General features: G+C 65.1%; 17 protein-coding genes. 2 read left to right on the plus strand and 15 right to left on the minus strand.

Annotated elements, in window-relative coordinates; translation table 11 throughout:
- Window positions 1-90 precede the first annotated feature (90 nt).
- From AC3XQU_RS10110 to AC3XQU_RS10140, 7 genes are all read right to left on the minus strand, one after another.
- Window positions 91-1,050 carry a CobD/CbiB family protein gene (locus tag AC3XQU_RS10110; RefSeq protein WP_489874027.1) on the minus strand — a complete coding sequence of 320 codons (960 nt, stop codon included), beginning with the start codon at window positions 1,048-1,050 and terminating at the stop codon, window positions 91-93.
- A 232-nt stretch (window positions 1,051-1,282) separates the two neighbouring features.
- Entirely contained in the window at window positions 1,283-1,951 is a 669-nt protein-coding gene (locus tag AC3XQU_RS10115) for a CoA pyrophosphatase (RefSeq protein ID WP_489874028.1), read from the minus strand.
- A gap of 69 nt (window positions 1,952-2,020) precedes the next feature.
- Complete coding sequence (gene rplS / locus AC3XQU_RS10120) at window positions 2,021-2,407, minus strand: 50S ribosomal protein L19 (protein ID WP_171086142.1); 387 nt, start codon at window positions 2,405-2,407, stop codon at window positions 2,021-2,023.
- Between the two features lie 117 nt (window positions 2,408-2,524).
- Entirely contained in the window at window positions 2,525-3,286 is a 762-nt protein-coding gene (trmD, locus tag AC3XQU_RS10125; protein ID WP_489874029.1) for a tRNA (guanosine(37)-N1)-methyltransferase TrmD, read from the minus strand.
- A gap of 26 nt (window positions 3,287-3,312) precedes the next feature.
- Window positions 3,313-3,873, minus strand: coding sequence for a ribosome maturation factor RimM (gene rimM, locus AC3XQU_RS10130; RefSeq protein WP_489874030.1), 561 nt, complete (start codon window positions 3,871-3,873; stop codon window positions 3,313-3,315).
- A 15-nt stretch (window positions 3,874-3,888) separates the two neighbouring features.
- The gene (gene rpsP, locus AC3XQU_RS10135) at window positions 3,889-4,134 is read right to left on the minus strand and encodes a 30S ribosomal protein S16 (RefSeq protein ID WP_489874183.1); all 246 of its coding nucleotides are present in this window, start codon (window positions 4,132-4,134) and stop codon (window positions 3,889-3,891) included.
- Window positions 4,135-4,299: 165 nt separating this feature from the next.
- The gene (locus AC3XQU_RS10140) at window positions 4,300-5,028 is read right to left on the minus strand and encodes an AAA family ATPase (RefSeq protein ID WP_489874184.1); all 729 of its coding nucleotides are present in this window, start codon (window positions 5,026-5,028) and stop codon (window positions 4,300-4,302) included.
- Between the two features lie 97 nt (window positions 5,029-5,125).
- Here AC3XQU_RS10140 and AC3XQU_RS10145 point away from each other — a divergent pair, with 97 nt between their 5' ends.
- Entirely contained in the window at window positions 5,126-5,539 is a 414-nt protein-coding gene (locus tag AC3XQU_RS10145) for an NINE protein (protein ID WP_489874031.1), read from the plus strand.
- Between the two features lie 93 nt (window positions 5,540-5,632).
- Here the strand turns inward: AC3XQU_RS10145 and AC3XQU_RS10150 are convergent, their stop codons facing one another.
- The 8 genes from AC3XQU_RS10150 to ugpQ all read right to left on the minus strand — a co-directional run bounded on the left by AC3XQU_RS10150 (window position 5,633) and on the right by ugpQ (window position 17,227).
- Window positions 5,633-7,423 carry an acyl-CoA dehydrogenase gene (locus AC3XQU_RS10150; protein ID WP_489874032.1) on the minus strand — a complete coding sequence of 597 codons (1,791 nt, stop codon included), beginning with the start codon at window positions 7,421-7,423 and terminating at the stop codon, window positions 5,633-5,635.
- A gap of 118 nt (window positions 7,424-7,541) precedes the next feature.
- Entirely contained in the window at window positions 7,542-8,471 is a 930-nt protein-coding gene (locus tag AC3XQU_RS10155) for an electron transfer flavoprotein subunit alpha/FixB family protein (protein WP_489874033.1), read from the minus strand.
- A gap of 36 nt (window positions 8,472-8,507) precedes the next feature.
- The gene (locus AC3XQU_RS10160; RefSeq protein ID WP_489874034.1) at window positions 8,508-9,257 is read right to left on the minus strand and encodes an electron transfer flavoprotein subunit beta/FixA family protein; all 750 of its coding nucleotides are present in this window, start codon (window positions 9,255-9,257) and stop codon (window positions 8,508-8,510) included.
- Window positions 9,258-9,426: 169 nt separating this feature from the next.
- Window positions 9,427-11,139, minus strand: a complete 1,713-nt coding sequence (locus AC3XQU_RS10165) for a hypothetical protein (RefSeq protein ID WP_489874035.1) — start codon at window positions 11,137-11,139, stop codon at window positions 9,427-9,429.
- A gap of 140 nt (window positions 11,140-11,279) precedes the next feature.
- The gene (locus AC3XQU_RS10170) at window positions 11,280-11,507 is read right to left on the minus strand and encodes a sulfurtransferase TusA family protein (RefSeq protein ID WP_489874185.1); all 228 of its coding nucleotides are present in this window, start codon (window positions 11,505-11,507) and stop codon (window positions 11,280-11,282) included.
- A gap of 432 nt (window positions 11,508-11,939) precedes the next feature.
- A complete protein-coding gene (alaS, locus tag AC3XQU_RS10175) occupies window positions 11,940-14,549 on the minus strand; it encodes an alanine--tRNA ligase (RefSeq protein WP_489874036.1) in 2,610 nt (869 codons plus the stop codon).
- A gap of 156 nt (window positions 14,550-14,705) precedes the next feature.
- On the minus strand, window positions 14,706-16,376 hold the full coding sequence (locus AC3XQU_RS10180) for a flagellinolysin (protein ID WP_489874037.1): 1,671 nt from the start codon (window positions 16,374-16,376) through the stop codon (window positions 14,706-14,708).
- Window positions 16,377-16,465: 89 nt separating this feature from the next.
- The gene (gene ugpQ, locus AC3XQU_RS10185) at window positions 16,466-17,227 is read right to left on the minus strand and encodes a glycerophosphodiester phosphodiesterase (RefSeq protein WP_489874038.1); all 762 of its coding nucleotides are present in this window, start codon (window positions 17,225-17,227) and stop codon (window positions 16,466-16,468) included.
- A gap of 181 nt (window positions 17,228-17,408) precedes the next feature.
- Between ugpQ and AC3XQU_RS10190 the strand changes: the two genes are divergently transcribed.
- On the plus strand, window positions 17,409-17,924 hold the full coding sequence (locus tag AC3XQU_RS10190; RefSeq protein ID WP_489874039.1) for a hypothetical protein: 516 nt from the start codon (window positions 17,409-17,411) through the stop codon (window positions 17,922-17,924).
- Window positions 17,925-17,946: the final 22 nt, after the last annotated feature.

The raw sequence follows: 17,946 nt of genomic DNA on the forward strand, positions 1-17,946 counted from the left end.
GAAACAAGAATACTGCGTGGATGAGGACAACTTCAGCGCAGTATTATATCTTATAGAAGACTCACGGACGAGGCAGTGAGCACTTATGGATCACCCGAGCCACACCACGCTCGACAGCAGGAGCAGCAGGATCATCCACAGGATCAGCGCCCGCCACACCAGCCCGACGGTGCTTTGCATCGCGCGCAGGTTCGGTTCCTCGCCAGGCAGCAACTCCGATTCGCTGTCGCCCAGGTCCACGGTGGCCGCATCCAGCGGCAGCAGCTGGGGCGCATTCTCGTTCGGCGTACCCAGGCGCACGCCCATCGCGCCCCCGCCCGCCGCCAGGATGATGCCGCGCGATTCGTCGGCCCAGCGGCGCGCGAAATTACGCCAGGCATAGATCGCGTCCTCGAAATTGCCGACCACGGCAAAGGCCACCGCCGTCAGGCGCACCGGCAGCCAGTCGATCCAGTAGAAGGCTCTCGCTGCGAACTGGCCGAAGGCTTCGTTGCGCATGTGGTCCGGTTCGTTCCAGGCGCGCGCCAGGTATTCCGACACCCGGTACATCACGGCGCCGGCCGGCCCGAGGGGCATCAGGAACCAGAAGAATACGCCGAATACGTTGCGGTGGGTGGTCACCAGCGCCTTTTCGACGGCCACGCGGGTGATTTCGGTGGCATCCATCCCGACCGTGTCGCTACGGGTCCACTCGGCCAGCAACTGGCGCGCCGTGGCTTCGTCGCCCGTGTTCAGGGCCAGCTGGATCGAGGTGAAATAGTGGCTGTAGTGGCGAAAACCAAGGGTCAGGTAGACGATCAGGACATTCCAGGCAAACGCCAGCAGCACCAGGTTGTAGTACATGAAGACCCAGTACACCAGCCAGGTCGGCAGCATCAGCGCCAGCATCATCAGGATCCAGCCCATGCGTCCATTTTTCTGTTCGCCCGCATTGAACCAGCGCTCGATGCGCATCGCGAAGCCCTTGATGCCACCGTAGACCTGGTTGTCGGCGCGCAGCGGCTTGAGCTGCTCGATGATCAGCGCGACGAGAATGGAGAAAAATGTCATTCAGGAATCCTTTTTTGTTCTGGCAATACTCTGCTGCCGCTACGATAGCGGAGAAGTGGGCCGGAATCAAATTCGGGGGTGGAAGAAAGCTTCGGTCGGAGCAGAGAAATCCATGTGCTCTGCGAACAACGAACTTCGGGGTCAGGTCTGACATTCAGACACGGGCTCAACTGGAATAAGGCTGGGCTCGTGTCCGAATGTCAGACCTGACCCCGATTTTGGGGGGGCGCGATCACGCCCTCAGGAAATGAAACAAATTCCGCAACATTGCTGCCGTTGCCCCCCAAATGAAATAGTCCTCGTAGGGCATTGCATAGAAGGTGCGCCTGCCCGCCCCTTCCGGCAGCTCCACCGAGCGCCGCTCGTGGTGCGCGCCGGCCATCAGGAAGCTGAGGGGCACCTCGAAAATCTCGGCCACCTCGCCTGGATCGGCATTGAGCTCGAATGGCGGCATCACCAGGGCCACCACTGGCGTCACGCGGTAGGCGCTGATGGTGACATGGTCGGGCAGCACGCCGACGATCTCGATGTGGCGGCGGTGCAGGCCAATTTCTTCCTCGGTTTCGCGCAGCGCGGTCTCGATCGGGGACGAGTCGAGCTCTTCGGCGCGGCCGCCGGGAAAGCTGACCTGGCCGGCGTGGCTGCTCAAGTGGTCGGTGCGCTTGGTCAGCAGCACGCTCAAGCCTTCGGGACGGTCGACCAGGGCCACCAGCACAGCGGCGCGGCGCAGGCGCAGCGGCGGCGCCATCAGCGCTTCGTCGGACGGTTCCGGGTCCCAGGGCAGCGTGCGGGCAAAGCGTGCGCGCACGGCGTGCGCGCTCAGCTGCGCAGGCGCCAAGGCGGCTTCGCCGGCGAAGCCGTCGACGGGCAGCGCCATGGGATCGAACAGGGGCTTGCTCACATCACACTCCTCGGGCTGACAACGAAAAAAGGCATCCTTGCGGATGCCTTTTCCTGAACACAGACGCGATTACTCTGCTGCTGGTGCAGCTTTGACTTTGCGCTGTGGCAGCTTTTCTTTGATACGTGCCGACTTGCCCGAACGCTCGCGCAGGTAGTACAGCTTCGCACGGCGGACGTCACCACGACGCTTCACTTCGATCGAAGCGATCAGCGGCGAATACAGCTGGAACGTACGCTCGACGCCTTCGCCCGACGAGATCTTGCGAACGATGAAGTTCGAGTTCAGGCCGCGGTTACGACGCGAAATGACGACGCCTTCGTATGCCTGGGCGCGCTTGCGGTTGCCTTCGACGACGTTGACGCTGACGACAACGGTGTCGCCCGGTGCGAAATCAGGGATGCTGCGGCCGAGGCGCGCGATCTCTTCTTGCTCGAGTTGCTGAATCAGATTCATTTTTATGACTCCATTAACCATCTTGCCGGCGCGTATTGATAAACTGCGACGCCCGGTAGAGGATGGGGTTGAACGCGCGGGCACAATGCCCGCATTACATGCACACAAGGTACATTCTTACTCGGCAGGCTGGCCCAGCCCTGCCAAAAACTGTTCGTCGAGCTTGCTCAAGAGGCCGGCGCCGCGCGCCTTGCCGATGAGTTCAGGCCGTTTCTTCAGGGTCGCTTCCAGCATGCGATGGCGGCGCCATTTCATGATTTCTGCGTGGTTGCCGCCCATCAAAACCGGCGGCACCGCTTCGCCCTCATAGACTTCCGGGCGCGTGTAATGCGGCGAATCGAGCAGGCCGTTGACGAAGCTGTCTTCGACTGCCGAGGCATCGTCGCCCAGCACGCCAGGCAATTGCCGCACTACTGCATCCATCAGCGCCATTGCCGGCAATTCGCCGCCCGACAGCACGAAGTCGCCCAGCGAAATCTCTTCGTCGACGCAGCGGTCGAGCAAACGCTGGTCCACGCCTTCGTAGCGTCCGCACAGCACGACCAGTCCCGGCTCATCCTTCAGCGCCATCACGCGCTCGTGCGTCAGCGGTTTGCCCTGCGGCGACATGAACACCACGCGCGGGCTAGGCAAGCCGAGTTCGACCTGGCGCGCCTTGGCGGCAGCGATCGCGGCTTCGAGCGGTTTTGCCAGCATCACCATCCCGGGTCCGCCGCCGTAGGGGCGGTCATCCACGGTGCGGTGGCGGTCCTGGGTGAAATCGCGGGGATTCCAGACCTGCAGGGCCCAGCGCTGCTGCTCGATGCCGCGCCGGGTTACACCCGACTGCGTCAATGCGGCAAACATTTCTGGAAATAAGCTCACGACGTCAAACTGCATCGGGACCTCGCTTCACATGGGACGGGTCAATAATCCAGACCCCAGTCCACGGTAATCAGTTTCGCGCCCAGGTCGACGGTCTTGACGAACTGGTCCACAAACGGCACAAGGCGCTCCGGCACTTTCGCATCGGGCGCTGCGTCTGGAAGCGGCACAGGGGCAATACGCAGAATCGACTGCGCGCCATTGTGCATCATGTCGGCGACCTTGCCGAGCGCTTCGCCTTCGAGGTTCACCACATCCAGGCCGATCAGGTCGGACCAGTACCACTCGTCTTCCTCGAGCTGCGGGAATTCGCTGCGCGCCACCGACACCGCTGCACCCTTGAGTGCCTCGGCCTCGTTGCGGTCGCGCAAGCCGACCAGGGTGACGACCACGTCGCCACCATGCATCTTCGCGTTCCGTGCGGTGACGGAATGCAGTGCCGGCTTGTCGATCCACCAGGTCTTGATGCTCAGCAGCGCATCGGCGTCGGTCGAGAATGGGGTCACGCGCAGGCCACCCACGATTCCGAACGCACCGGACACATAGCCAACCTGGACCAGGTCGCCGGGGACTTCCACCCCGGATGCTGCCGAATCGGTCAAACCGGTAAAACTTGCTTAGGCTGCAGGCTGGTTTGCGACCAGGCGAGCAACGGTTGGCGACAGTTGTGCGCCAACGCCTTGCCAGTGAGCCAGGCGGTCAGCTGCGATACGCAGGCCGACTTCGGCGCCCGATGCCATCGGGTTGTAGAAACCGATGCGCTCGATGAAACGGCCGTCGCGACGGTTACGCGAATCGGTTGCAACGATGTTGTAGAACGGGCGCTTTTTTGCGCCGCCACGAGCCAAACGGATAACGACCATAATAATTCCAAAAAGTTGTACTGGACGGAGAAAGCCGACGATTATAGCGCGCATCACCGCGGAGCAGCAAGCGTTAATGACAACCCGGCGCGCAACCCCGGCGAATTGAGCATTATCGCTGATTTCGCGCCACAAGGCCACCGTTGGCCGCCCTTCCACCCTTCGTCAGTCCTCGCCCATCAGTATCCTGAGCATGCGCGCCGGATTGGCGAGGAAATCGCGGGTGACGCGGTAGTGCTGCGTATCTTCATAGGCCACGCGGCGGATCCCGTGCTCGCCGCATTCATAGATGAAGGCGTTGGGATAGGCCATCAGGATAGGCGAATGGGTGGCGATGACGAACTGGCTGTGCTGCTCGACCAGGTCGTGCAGGCGGCTGAGCAAGGCCAGTTGGCGCTGCGGCGACAGGGCCGCCTCGGGCTCGTCCAGCACGTAAAAGCCATCCCTGCCGAAGCGGTTCATGAACAGGCTCAGGAAGGCCTCGCCATGCGACTGGTCGTGCAAGGCTTTGCCGCCATAGTGTTCACCGACGCCAAGGCGCTCGATTTCACTGGCGACATTGTAGAAGCTCTCGGCACGCAAGAAGAAACCATTGCGCGGGCGCTCGATGCCGCGGACCAGCCGCAGGTGCTCGTGGAGGCTGGAATGGGATGCGCGGGTGGCGAAGTTGAAGTTCCGGCTGCCGCCTTCCGCGTTGAACCCCATGCCGACGGCGATGGATTCGAGCAGCGTGGACTTGCCGGAACCGTTTTCGCCGACCAGGAACGTCACGCCCGGATGCAGCGCCAGGCGCCCTAGCGCCCGCACGGCCGGCAGGGTGAAGGGAAAATCCTGCGGTCCGGCCAGGGCCGATGGCTTGAGCTGGATTTCCGACAGGTAGGCACGCGATATCATCATGGTGGAGCAATCCTGGGCGGCGGCCGCAGGAGACGCGTGCCTTCCTTGCCATTTTGCACCATACTCGTGACTTCCTGAACTTTTGGCAACGCACATGGCTGTCCGACACAAGAACAAGACCTTCGCTACCCTGCTCGCCCTGCTGCTGGGCGGCTTCGGCATCCATCGCTTCTACCTGAAAGGCCCGGTCGACCGGCTCGGCCTGCTGCACCTGTGCAGCGTGCCGGTGACCGGCATCCTGTGGGGCGCGGTGCATCCGCACCCTTTCTATGTGGTGCTGCCTATCCTGCTGTCGTATGTCATCGGCTTCGTCGAGGGACTGGTCATCGGCCTGACGCCGGACGAGACCTGGGATGCCCAGCACAACCATGGCAGCGGCAAGGCGTCGGGCTCGAACTGGTTCCTGGCCCTGCTGCTGGTGCTGACGGTGGGCGTGGGCGCGATCGCGCTGATCGGGATGATCGCGCGCGTGTTCGACCTGGTGTACACAGGCGGGTCGTACGGCTGACGCGCCACCGTTGACGCTGCGCCCGTACGCAGCTTGACTACCCAACAAGAAAGGCAGCCCCAAGGCTGCCTTTCTCTTGACGCCTGACGCAGCTTAGAACTGCTCGACGTCCAGCGCCAGCACGCCCGGCGCGCCTTCCACGATCGCGGTACGCAGGCCGGGGGCCGTCGACAGCCAGTGGTCGGCAAAGAAGCGGCTGGTGGCGATCTTCGCGCGCAGGAAGGACGCATCGCCCTCGCCTGCTTCCAGCTTCTTCGAGGCCACCAGGGCTGCGCGCGCCATCTGCCAGCCGCCCAGCACGATGCCGGCCAGCTTCAGGTACAGCACGCTGCCCGCGAACACGCCGCGCACGTCGAGCTTGATGTTGGCGACCATGTAGTCCACGACTTCTTCCAGCGCGGTGCTGCCCAGCGCCAGCTGGCGGCGGATCGCCGCGAAGTCCTCGCCCTGCAATTCGCCGAGCTGCGCTTCGACCGCGCGCACCTGGGCGATCAGGCCCTTGGCCACGGCGCCGCCGTCGCGCACGGTCTTGCGGCCGACCAGGTCGTTGGCCTGGATCGCGGTCGTGCCTTCGTAGATGGTGAGGATCTTGGCGTCGCGGTAGTGCTGGGCCGCGCCGGTCTCTTCGATGAAGCCCATGCCGCCATGGACCTGCACGCCGTCGCGCGCGACGTTCTCGCTCATCTCGGTGGACCAGCCCTTGATGATCGGGACCAGGTATTCGTACACCGCCAGGTTGGCCTTGCGCGTGGCCTCGATCGCATGGTTGTGCGCGATGTCCGAATGGGCCGCGCCGACATAGGCCAGCGCACGCGCGGCTTCCGTCTGCGAACGCATCGACATCAGCATGCGGCGCACGTCCGGGTGGTTGATGATGGCCACCGGACCGGGCGAGCCGGCGACTTCGCGCGACTGCACGCGGTCCTTGGCGAAAGCGACTGCCTGCTGGTAGGCGCGGTCGGCCAGGCCGACACCCTGCATGCCCACGCCGAAGCGGGCCGCGTTCATCATGATGAACATGTACTCGAGGCCGCGGTTTTCCTCGCCCACCAGGGTGCCGATGGCGCCGCCGTGGTCGCCGAACTGCAGCACCGCCGTTGGCGAAGCCTTGATGCCCAGCTTGTGTTCGATCGAGACGCAGTGCGCATCGTTGCGCGCGCCCAGCGAGCCGTCCGCGTTGACCAGGAATTTCGGCACGATGAACAGCGAGATGCCCTTCACGCCCGCCGGTGCATCGGGGGTGCGCGCCAGCACGAGGTGGATGATGTTCTCCGCCATGTCGTGCTCGCCGTAGGTGATGAAGATCTTGGTGCCGAAGACTTTGTACGTGCCGTCTCCCTGCGGCTCGGCGCGGGTGCGCACGGCGGCCAGGTCGGAACCGGCCTGGGGCTCGGTCAGGTTCATGGTGCCGGTCCACTTGCCACTGATGAGGGGCTCGAGGAACAGCGCCTTTTGTTCATCGGAGCCGGCAGTCAGCAGCGCTTCGATGGCGCCGTCGGTGAGCAGCGGGGCCAGCGCGAACGACAGGTTCGCCGCGTGCAGCATCTCGATGCAGGGCGTGGCCACCAGCTTCGGCAAGCCCTGGCCGCCGAATTCGCCAGGGTGCTGGATGCCCTGCCAGCCACCTTCGCCGAAGGCCCGGAAAGCATCCCGGAAGCCCTTCGAGGTGGTGACGCTGCCGTCTTTCCAAAAGCTCGGCTCCTTGTCGCCCGCGTGGTTCAGCGGGGCCACGACTTCGCCGCAGAACTTCGCGCTTTCTTCCAGCACGGCGCTCACGGTATCTTCCGTCGCGTCTTCGCAGCCGGGCAGCTGGTTGATCTCGGCCAGGTTCGCCAGTTCGTTCAGGACGAACTGCATGTCTTTCAGCGGGGCTTGGTAGCTCAAGGTTGTCTCCTGATGAAGGATGTGATTCTCAATATACGAACGTCGCTCCCGCTTGCACGGGAGCGACGTGGGGTCATGCGCTTGCGGTGGCGGCAGTCACTGCGGCCACCATCGGGAATTAACCCAGTTCCTGCACCAGCTGGGGGACGACTTCGAACAGATCGCCCACCAGGCCGTAGTCGGCCACCGAGAAGATCGGCGCTTCCGGATCCTTGTTGATCGCGACGATGGTCTTCGAGTCCTTCATGCCGGCCAGATGCTGGATCGCGCCCGAGATGCCCACTGCGATGTACAGGGTCGGGGCGACGATCTTGCCGGTCTGGCCAACCTGCCAGTCGTTCGGCACGAAGCCCGCGTCGACCGCGGCGCGCGAAGCGCCCATGGCCGCGCCCAGCTTGTCGGCCAGCGGCTCGAGGATCTTGAAGTTGTCGGCCGAACCGATGCCGCGCCCGCCCGAGACGATGATCTTGGCGGCGGTCAGTTCCGGACGATCGGACTTGGCCAGCTCGCGGCCGACGAACGCCGACTTGCCGAAGTCGCCCACGGCTGCGACCTGCTCGATCGCAGCCGAACCACCGGCAGCCGCGCTGTCGAAAGCGGTGCCGCGCACGGTGATGACCTTGACGCTGTCGCTCGACTGCACGGTGGCGATGGCGTTACCCGCGTAGATCGGGCGCTCGAAGGTGTCCGGGGACTCGACCTTGGTGATTTCCGAGATCTGGGCCACGTCCAGCTTGGCGGCCACGCGCGGCAGGATGTTCTTGCCGTAGGCGGTAGCAGGGGCCAGGATGTGCGAATAGCTGCCGGCGATCGCCAGCACCTGCTCGGCCACGTTCTCGGCCAGGCCATCGGCGAAATGCGGCGCATCGGCGACCAGCACCTTGGCCACGCCCGCGATCTGCGCGGCGGCTTCGGCGGCGGCGCCGCAGTTCGAACCTGCGACCAGGATGTGGACTTCGCCGCCGCATTGAAGCGCCGCGGTCACGGTGTGGTGGGTAGCGCCCTTGAGGGAGCCGTTGTCGTGTTCTGCAATGACGAGTGCGACCATGTTATTTCCTTGTATTGGGTAGGTGCTGAACACCGATCAGATGACTTTTGCCTCAAGGCGCAGCTTCTGCACCAGGGTCGCCACGTCCGGCACCTTGACGCCGGCCGAGCGCTTGGCCGGCTCGACGACCTTCAGGGTCTTCAGGCGCGGCGCGACGTCGACGCCCAGGTCTTCCGGCTTGACGGTTTCCAGCGGCTTCTTCTTCGCCTTCATGATGTTCGGCAGCGTCACGTAGCGCGGCTCGTTCAGGCGCAGGTCGGTGGTGATGATCGCCGGCAGGGAGAGGGCAATGGTCTCCAGGCCGCCATCCACTTCGCGGGTCACGGTGACCTTGCCGTCTTCCAGCACGACCTTCGATGCGAAGGTCGCCTGCGGCCAGCCCAGCAGGGCGGCCAGCATCTGGCCGGTCTGGTTCGAATCGTCGTCGATCGCCTGCTTGCCCAGGATGATCAGCTGCGGCTGCTCTTTATCCGCCAGCGCCTTCATGATCTTGGCCACGGCCAGCGGCTCGGTCTCGCCATTGGTCTCGACCAGGATGCCGCGGTCGGCGCCGATCGCCATGCCGGTACGCAGGGTTTCCTGGCACTGGGCCACGCCCACCGACACCGCCACCACTTCGGTGACCTTGCCCGATTCCTTCAGGCGCGTGGCTTCTTCAAGCGCGATCTCGTCGAACGGGTTCATCGACATCTTGACGTTGGCGATATCCACGCCGCTGCCGTCGGATTTGACGCGGACCTTGACGTTATAGTCGACCACGCGTTTGACGGGTACCAGGACTTTCATAGGGTGCCTTTAGAAAATAGAATGGGGACAGACGAAATGGGCTAGATTATATGAGAAATTCAGCTTCAGGTCGAAATTAAAGCACGATCGTGCGATTCCTGCCTAGAGGTTTTCTCCTAAACCTGCGTGGGCGCAAGCGCCAGCCGCCGCTGCCCACGCACTTGCCGCCTCACAGCGCGGCGCGCACATCCGCTTCGGCGCGCGCCCAGCTGCCGGCCAGGTCTTGCTGGACGGCGCGGGCATCGGCCTGTTTGCCCTGCGCCTCCAGCGCTTTGCCCAGGCCGTGCAGGGCCCAGCCGCTGGCCGGATGGCGGGCCAGGTCGGCGCGGAAGCTCTGCTCGGCCTCAAGGAAGCGGCGCGCCCGCAGCTGCATGCCACCCAGGCGCAGGCGCGGCCCGCTGGCCAGCATCGGCGGCTCGGCGCGGCCGGCGTCGAGCCCCGCTTCCACGGCTTGGGCCTGCAGCGCCAGCGCTGCATCGATGCGCCCTTCCGTGAACGCCAGTTCGGCCGCCAATTCCCTGGCTGCGCTGCCGGCCAGGCTGCGCATCATGCGCGCGATATAGTCCTTGCCCGTGTGCTTGGCCAGAAGCGCGTCGGCCTGCGGCTGCACCCGCGCCAGCGCGGCCCGGCTGCCGGCGGCGTCGCCCTTGCGCGCCATGGCGATTCCGCGCGCGGACTCGCCCAGCACCAGGCCCAGGCCCTTGTCGCCGCTCGGCAGCGGCTCGAGCAGCACGGCGTCCCAGCGCTGCAGGTGCAGCAGGGTCAATATCGGCAGGCTGCGCACGTATTCCGAATATTCACTGCTTCCCTTGGCGCGGCCGGCGCTGGCGCGTGCGGTCTCCAGGGCCAGCTGGGCGCGTCCTTCCATCAGCGCGCCATACCACTGGAAATGGCCGTTATGGCCGCGCCAGTCGAAGGCGACGCCGAAGCCCTGGCGCGCCAGGTCCGCGATCAGGGTTTCGTCGGCGGCCACCGCCAGCTGGTTCACGCGCGTGGCATCGGCATAGCGGCCTACGTGGGCATAGGTGTGCGAAGGCATGTGCAGCAGGTGCGGCGACTTCGGGGCGAGGCGCCCGAGCCGGTCCGCCGCCGGTACCGCGCGCACCGCCACCGGCACCGCGTCCACCGCATGGATCATGTAGTGGTTCAGGCCCACGTGCTCGGGCGTGCGCGCCAGCGCCGCTTCGATGCGGTCGGCCACCTGCCCTACCCGGCCGGTCGGCTTGCCGGTGTCCTCGTTCCACCAATCGCGTTCGCTGGCCACCAGTTCGGCTTCCGCATACAGCGTGAGCACGTCGGGATCCAGCGGGTACTGGTCGGCCAGCTCGCGCAGGCGGGCGGCGTAGGCGATGTCGAGCGGGTCGGCCGGCTCGCCGCGCCCGCCGGGTGCGCGGCAGATCTCGGCGGCCGGCAGCGCCTTGGCACGCGACGAGGCATGGCCGTAGCGCAGCGCCAGCGATTCGACCAGGGCGCGGTCGCGGGGCGATGCGCCCTCGAGATTGTCGAGCGCGTGGCCGACGTGGCGCACCGCCTCGGCCAGGTCGCCGCGCCTGGGGTTGTTGATGTTCGGGCCCAGCTGCCAGGCGACCGCCCAGGCGCACATGCCGCAGGCCGGGTCTTGCGCCAGCGCGGCCTTGAAGGCGCGGATCGCTTCCGGCCGGTTGAAGGCATAGGCCTGGGCCATGCCTTGCGCGAACAGCGTGCGCGCCGCTTCATTGGCGCGGGAGGGCTGGAAGGTGGCGGCGCCGTAGCCATCGAGCACCGGCGCCCTGGCGCTCTTGTCCACGGCCGTGGGCGCGATGCTGCATGCGCCGACAAGCGTCATTGCCAGCGCAATCGTGCCGAGGCGCTTGGCGTGAATCATTGGGAAAGATGTGCGCATGAGGGAACCCGGTAGCGGATCGATAAAGCGGCGCAACGCCGGCCAATTATCAATTTTGCCACAGGAGTCATGCGGGAAGAAGCTTTTTGGCGCCTGGTGGGGGCGCCGCTGCGAACCAAGGCGTCCGCAGCGTCCGGGTCTTACTTGCGGCGCATCAGGAAGGTGAACTCGCCGTTTTCGTGGGTATGCGCCAGCAGGGCGTTACCGGTTTGCTTGGCGAAGGCCTGGAAGTCGCGGACCGAGCCGGTGTCGGTGGCGACGATGCGCAGCACCTGGCCGCTCTCCATCTCGGCGAGCGCTTTCTTGGCTTTCAGGATCGGCAGCGGACAATTGAGCCCGCGCGCATCCAGGTCTCTCTGGAATTCCATGGTGTCGATATCGATAATGGTGACGCTCATCGCTTTGCCCTACTCCGTGGGTGGTGCCTGGATCTCGAATACTACTCCAATTTCGGCGGTATGACGCAGCGCACCAAAATAGTCACATATTGTTGCAGGCCTGCAACCGAATGTCAAATCAACCATGCTTGTGCACTTTTTTACAACACTATCCGGTTAACTGGTACTGCCGTGGTGCAGAAGTCGATTATATGCGGCATGGGTAGGCGAAAGGCAAGCGAGCTGATCTTTAGCGCTTGCCGGGGCGATCCTGCTGGAAAGAAGTGGCCCTGCATACAACAAGATTGTTAGCAATACTGCACCGCGCAAATCCGTATCCTGCCCGCATTGGCTGGCATGCGGCATCGACAGGCGCAAAAAAGCCGCCCGGAGGCGGCTTTTTTAAACACCGGGAAACCAGGATCAGGCGCGTTCGCCCACCCAGCCCGCCACGCCGGCCAGTGCCGCCGCCAGGTTGGTCGGATCGGTACCGCCCGCCTGCGCCATGTCCGGACGGCCGCCGCCCTTGCCGCCGACCTGCTGGGCAACAAAGTTCACCAGCTCGCCGGCCTTGACCTTGCCGGTAGCATCCTTGGTCACGCCCGCGATCAGGCTGACCTTACCCTCAAGCACACTGGCCAGCACGATGGCCGCGGTGCCCAGCTTGTCCTTGAGCTTGTCCATGGTCTCGCGCAACGCCGTGACGTCGGCGCCATCCATCGTTGCAGCCAGCACCTTGATGCCGTTGACGTCGATGGCCTGGGCCACCAGCTCGTCGCCCTGGCCCGACGCCAGCTTCGACTTCAGCGCGGCGACTTCCTTTTCCAGCGACTTGACCTGGTCCTGCACCTGGGCGATGCGCAAGCCCAGCTCGTCCGGGCTGGTCTTGAGCGCGCCGGCGGCTTCCTGCAGCTTGCGGTTGATCGACTGCACGAGCGCCAGCGCGCCCTCGCCGGTCACGGCTTCGACGCGGCGGATGCCGGCGGCGACGCCGCCTTCGGCCACGATCTTGAACAGGCCGATGTCGCCGGTGCGGGTCACGTGCACGCCGCCGCACAGCTCTTTCGAGCTGCCGATGTCCAGCACGCGCACGGTGTCGCCGTACTTCTCGCCGAACAGCGCCATGGCGCCGTGCTTGACCGCATCGTCGAAGGACATGTTGTGCGATTGCGTAGCGTGGTTCTCGAGGATCTCGCGGTTGACGATGGTCTCGACCTTGGCGATTTCCTCGGCCGTCAGCGGCGCGCCGTGGCTGAAGTCGAAGCGGGTCTTGTCGGCGTCGACCAGCGAGCCTTTCTGCTGCACGTGGCTGCCCAGCACTTCGCGCAGGGCCTTGTGCATCAGGTGGGTCGCCGAGTGGTTGCGGATGGTGCGCGCGCGCTTATTGGTGTCGACCTGCGCGTCGACGGTGTCGCCCACTTTCAACGACCCTTCGCGCAGCACGCCATGGTGGCCGAAGACGTCGACCTGGATCTTGAGCGTGTCTTCGACCTCGAAGACGTTGGCGCCATTGCCGATGACGCCCTGGTCGCCCACCTGGCCGCCGGATTCGGCGTAGAACGGGGTGGTATCGAGCACCACGATGCCGTCCTGGCCGGCCTTGAGTTCCTGGACCGACACGCCGTCGGCATACAGCGCCAGCACGTGCGTGTTGTGGGCCAGCGATTCGTAGCCGACGAACTTGGTCTTCTCGCCCGTGTAGTCGACCTTGGCGGCCATCTTGAACTTGCCGGCGGCGCGCGCGGTTTTCTTCTGCTGCTCCATCGCGGCGGTAAAGCCTTCTTCGTCGAGCACGATGCCACGCTCGCGGCAGATGTCGGCCGTGAGATCCAGCGGGAAGCCATAGGTGTCGTACAGGGTGAAGGCGGTGCCGCCATCGAGCCTGTTCGCATCCTTGGCCAGCTGGGCTTCCAGGATCTTCATGCCGTTTTCCAGCGTCTCGCCGAAACGCTCTTCCTCGGTCTTGAGGGTCTGGGCCACGCGTGCCGCCGCCTCGTGCAGTTCCGGATAGGCAGTGCCCATCTCGGCATCGAGATCGGCCACCAGCTTGTGGAAGAAGGGCTTGGTCTGGCCCAGCTTGTGGCCGTGGCGCAGGGCGCGGCGGATGATGCGGCGCAGGACGTAGCCGTGGCCTTCGCTGCTCGGGATGATGCCGTCGACGATCATGAACGAGGCCGCGCGGATGTGGTCGGCGATGACCTTCAGCGAGTTGTTGTCCAGGTCCTGCGCGCCGGTTTCGCGCGCGGCGGCCTTGATCAATGCCTGGAACAGGTCGATCTCGTAGTTGCTGTGCACGTGCTGCAGCACGGCGGCCAGGCGCTCCATGCCCATGCCGGTGTCGATCGACGGTTTCGGCAGCGGAGTGAGGGTGCCCGACTCGTCGCGGTTGAACTGCATGAACACCAGGTTCCAGATCTCGATGAAGCGGTCGCCGTCTTCCTCGGCCGAGCCCGGAGGGCCGCCCCAGATGTCGGCGCCGTGGTCGTAGAACACCTCGGTGCACGGGCCGCAAGGGCCGGTGTCGGCCATCTGCCAGAAGTTGTCCGACGCGTAGCGCGCGCCCTTGTTGTCGCCGATGCGGATGATGCGCTCTTTCGGCACGCCGATCTCGTTGGCCCAGATGTCGTAGGCTTCGTCGTCCTCGAAATAGACGGTGACGGTCAGCTTCTCCGGCGGCAGCAGGTAGACCTTGGTCAGCAGCTCCCAGCAGTAATTGATGGCGTCGCGCTTGAAATAGTCGCCGAAGCTGAAGTTACCCAGCATCTCGAAGAAGGTGTGGTGGCGCGCGGTGTAGCCGACGTTTTCCAGGTCGTTGTGCTTGCCGCCGGCGCGCACGCAGCGCTGCACGGAGGTCGCGCGCGAGTACGGGCGCGTATCCAGGCCCAGGAACACATCCTTGAACTGCACCATTCCGCTGTTGGTCAGCAGCATGGTCGGGTCGTTGCCCGGCACCAGCGGGCTGGAACGGACAATGGCGTGGCCTTTGGACTCGAAGAACTTGAGGAACTTTTCGCGGATTTCGGAGGATTTCATGTCGTATGGGCGTGAGGAGGCAGCATGCTGTATAAAAAATCGATTATAGCGTAGCTGTACACCGGCTTATCGGTCCGGGCGATATTTACGGTTGACGGGCAAGGCGATGCGGTGGTGGGATGCGAGCCTGGTCGCGAACCCGCGACCTCTACGACGTCAGCGCAAGAGCGACAGCACCGCCCGCGGCATGCTGTTGGCCTGCGCCAGCATCGCCGATGCCGCCTGCTGCAGGATCTGCGCGCGCGTCAGGCCGGCCGCGGTGCTGGCGTAGTCCACGCCCTCGATCCGGTCCTTGGCCGCCGCCAGGTTCGCGGAATTGGTCTGCAGGCCGTTGGCGGCCATGTCGAGGCGGTTGCTGGCCGCGCCCACGTTCACCCGCTGCTTGTTGACGAAGTCCAGGGCCTGGTCCACGTGCAGCAGCGAGACGGCGGCGTTCTTCAGGTCGAGCTCGCCCAGCCCGAGCGCGCCGGCGTTCATCGACGAGAACTGCAGTTCGATCAGGTCGCCCATGCTCTCGCTGGCCTGGATCTGCACCCGCTTGACGCCCGTATTGCCGCCCAGTTCGGGATAGATCACCTGGAAGCTGGCCAGTCCGTCCTTGGCCCCATTGGTGCCGGTATCGGGCACCACGTCCCTGGCATTGCGCGCGGCGGTGCCGTCGGCATCGAGCCCGCCGATCGCGCCGGTGTCGGCGTTCCACAGGTCCATCCGGTTGGTGATGAAGTCCGCGCCGTTGGCCCCGAAGTCCGCCAGGAAGTCGGCCGTGCTGGCCACCGCGCCGCCGGTCACGGCGTTGAGCGCCGCGTCCAGGTTGGCCGACTGGTTCTGCTGCAGGTATTGCATGACGCCCTTGATGCCGCCCTCCACGCCCAGGCCCTTGAGCTTGTCGTGCATGTAGCGGCTGGCGACATAGCCGCCCTCATAGGTGAAGCCGCCGCCGGCGATCACGCCGACGATGCCGGCCGCGGTCGAGCCGCCGGCAATGGCGCCGCGCACCCGCTCGTCGGCGCCGTGGATCAGTTCCGCCGTGCCTTCGCGGAACCACTGGGGCAGCGAGAAATAATTCATCGAGCGTCCCATGATGGCGTGCGCCATCTCGTGCGCCACGATGCGGTCGCTGTAGAACGGCGCCCCGCCGCCGTCGGGCGTGGCGGCAGTGCCGAAATCGGCCATGTCCAGGTTCAGGCTCAGGTTGCCGAACTTGCCGCTGCCCGACACCGTGCCCGAGACCGAGGCCAGCACGCCGGCGCCGCCGTCGGTGCCGTCGAGGTTCACGGTAAGCGTGACGCCGTCGGCGCTCAAGCCGTAGTACTGCTTGATCATCTCTTCGCTGGATGACAACCAGCCGGTTTTCAGGCCGTCGAGCACCGTGCGCTTGCGCTCGTCGCCGCCGATGCTGGTGCGGTCCTGGGCGAACACTTCGCTGCCGTTGAACTTGGTCTGCTCGCCCACGCCGTTGATGTGGTTCAGGATCTGCACCGCTTCCTGCTGCAGGGCCGCGCGGTCGGTGTCCGAATACGACCCGTTGGCCGAGGCCACCGCCAGCTCGCGCAGGCGCTGCAGGTTCTCGACCACGTTGGCCATCGCACCTTCGGCCACCTGCAGCAGCGAGGTGCCGTCGCTCAGGTTGCGCATCGCCTGGCTCATTCCGCGCTGGCCGGCCGTCATGCGCGCGGCGATCGCCTGGCCGGCCGCGTCGTCGCTCGCATTGTTGATGCGCGAGCCCGAGCTCAGGCGCGCAATGAGCTGCGCCTGGGTCGCGGTGTTCGTCTGCAGCGCACGCTGCGTATTGAGCGATTGGACGTTGGTATTGATCGATAGTGACATGGTGGCCTTCACCCGGAGGGTGGTTGCATGTCATTAACGACAATCGGTTGTGCTACTTGAGGCCCGGTGTGATTATTTTTTTGCAAAGATCATTGATGCAGGCCGAACTCCGGCCCGATCAGGTCGACCCGGTCGGTGCAGAAGGCCTCGACGCCCCACTCCAGCAGCTCGCCTGCCCGGACCGGGTCGTTGACGGTATAGCAGAACAGGCCGAAACCGGCGTCGCGCACGGCCTTGGCCAGTTCCGGGGTCAGGTGCTTGTGGTTGGTATGGATGGCGACCGCCCCGACCGAGCGCGCCAGCGGCTCCCAGCCCGGCGGCAACTCGCTCATCAGGCAGGCACGCGGCAGCTCGGGGGCGGCCTGCTGCGCCGCTTCCAGGGCGGCCAGGCTGAACGAGGACAGCAAGGGCATCCGCGCCCGGTCGCCGGCCGCGATCTCGTCCGCGAACGCTTCGCGGGCGATGCGCGCCACCTCCTCGCCGGTCTCGGCGTCGAAGCCGCGCGCCGGCTTGATCTCGATGTTCATCCAGATCCCCTGCGCCTTGCAGTAGCGGACGAAGTCGGCAAACAGGGGCACCGGCTCGCCGCGGTAGTCGGGACCGAACCAGCTGCCGGCATCCATCCGCGCCAGCTCGGCCGCGTCGTAGTCGAAGACATGGCCGGCGCCGGTGACGGTGCGGCCAAGATAAGGGTCGTGCATCACCACCGGCACGCCGTCGCGCGCCAGCATGACGTCGAATTCCACCGCCCGGAAGCCATAGTCCATGCCGCGCCGCAGGCCGGCGAAGGTGTTCTCGGGGGCGAGCGTGCCGCCGCCGCGATGGGACAGGATCCGGGGATAAGGCCACATGGTGCGCTCCTGCGGAGGGATTTCAGGTGACTGCACCGGCAAGCTTACCCCGGCGAACACCTGGATGTCTACATGGAAACGAAGCACGCCTTTCGGGCAGCCACCGTTGAATACCGAACAGAGAAGCGGGCGCCATCGCGCCTACTCTCGATGTTCACCCATGTACAAGCAGGAGAACGAGATGGCATTTGATCTAGGCAACCTACTGACGCAATACCTGGGCGGCGCTGCCGGCGCAAACCAGAACCAGGCAGCAGACGATTTCGACCGCGTGGCGCAAAACGCGCCGCGCGACGTGCTGGCGACCGGCGTGACCGGGGCCCTGCGCTCCGACCAGACCCCGCCCTTCCCGCAGATGGTGAGCCAGATGTTCGGCCAGAGCAACCCGAACCAGCGCGCCGGCATGCTCAACCAGCTGCTTTCCACCCTCGGACCGGGCGTGCTGGCCTCGCTCGGCGGCGGCGCCCTCGGCAACCTCTTCGGCGGCCGTACCCCGACCCAGGTCACCCCCGAGCAGGCCGAGCAGGTCTCGCCGGAAGACGTGCGCGTACTGGCCGAGAAGGCCGAGCAGCAAAACCCGAGCATCGTCGACCGCATGGGCGACTTCTATGCCGACAACCCGACCCTGGTCAAGGCTATCGGCGGCGCCGCACTCGCCATTGCCCTCGGCCACATGGCGCAGAACATGCGCCGCTGATCGCTTCACCTTTCCATCCACC

The organism is Telluria sp. AZSoR62, from assembly GCF_058111565.1.

What these genes read in the sequence shown, in the direction of transcription:
- AC3XQU_RS10110 (WP_489874027.1), bottom strand. Translation starts at nt 1,050, where the DNA reads ATGACATTTTTCTCCATTCTCGTCGCGCTGATCATCGAGCAGCTCAAG.
- AC3XQU_RS10180 (WP_489874037.1), bottom strand. Translation starts at nt 16,376, where the DNA reads ATGTCACTATCGATCAATACCAACGTCCAATCGCTCAATACGCAGCGT.
- ugpQ (WP_489874038.1), bottom strand. Translation starts at nt 17,227, where the DNA reads ATGTGGCCTTATCCCCGGATCCTGTCCCATCGCGGCGGCGGCACGCTC.
- alaS (WP_489874036.1), bottom strand. Translation starts at nt 14,549, where the DNA reads ATGAAATCCTCCGAAATCCGCGAAAAGTTCCTCAAGTTCTTCGAGTCC.
- AC3XQU_RS10190 (WP_489874039.1), top strand. Translation starts at nt 17,409, where the DNA reads ATGGCATTTGATCTAGGCAACCTACTGACGCAATACCTGGGCGGCGCT.
- AC3XQU_RS10145 (WP_489874031.1), top strand. Translation starts at nt 5,126, where the DNA reads ATGGCTGTCCGACACAAGAACAAGACCTTCGCTACCCTGCTCGCCCTG.
- AC3XQU_RS10160 (WP_489874034.1), bottom strand. Translation starts at nt 9,257, where the DNA reads ATGAAAGTCCTGGTACCCGTCAAACGCGTGGTCGACTATAACGTCAAG.
- AC3XQU_RS10165 (WP_489874035.1), bottom strand. Translation starts at nt 11,139, where the DNA reads ATGCGCACATCTTTCCCAATGATTCACGCCAAGCGCCTCGGCACGATT.
- rpsP (WP_489874183.1), bottom strand. Translation starts at nt 4,134, where the DNA reads ATGGTCGTTATCCGTTTGGCTCGTGGCGGCGCAAAAAAGCGCCCGTTC.
- AC3XQU_RS10140 (WP_489874184.1), bottom strand. Translation starts at nt 5,028, where the DNA reads ATGATATCGCGTGCCTACCTGTCGGAAATCCAGCTCAAGCCATCGGCC.
- rplS (WP_171086142.1), bottom strand. Translation starts at nt 2,407, where the DNA reads ATGAATCTGATTCAGCAACTCGAGCAAGAAGAGATCGCGCGCCTCGGC.
- AC3XQU_RS10155 (WP_489874033.1), bottom strand. Translation starts at nt 8,471, where the DNA reads ATGGTCGCACTCGTCATTGCAGAACACGACAACGGCTCCCTCAAGGGC.
- AC3XQU_RS10170 (WP_489874185.1), bottom strand. Translation starts at nt 11,507, where the DNA reads ATGGAATTCCAGAGAGACCTGGATGCGCGCGGGCTCAATTGTCCGCTG.
- trmD (WP_489874029.1), bottom strand. Translation starts at nt 3,286, where the DNA reads ATGCAGTTTGACGTCGTGAGCTTATTTCCAGAAATGTTTGCCGCATTG.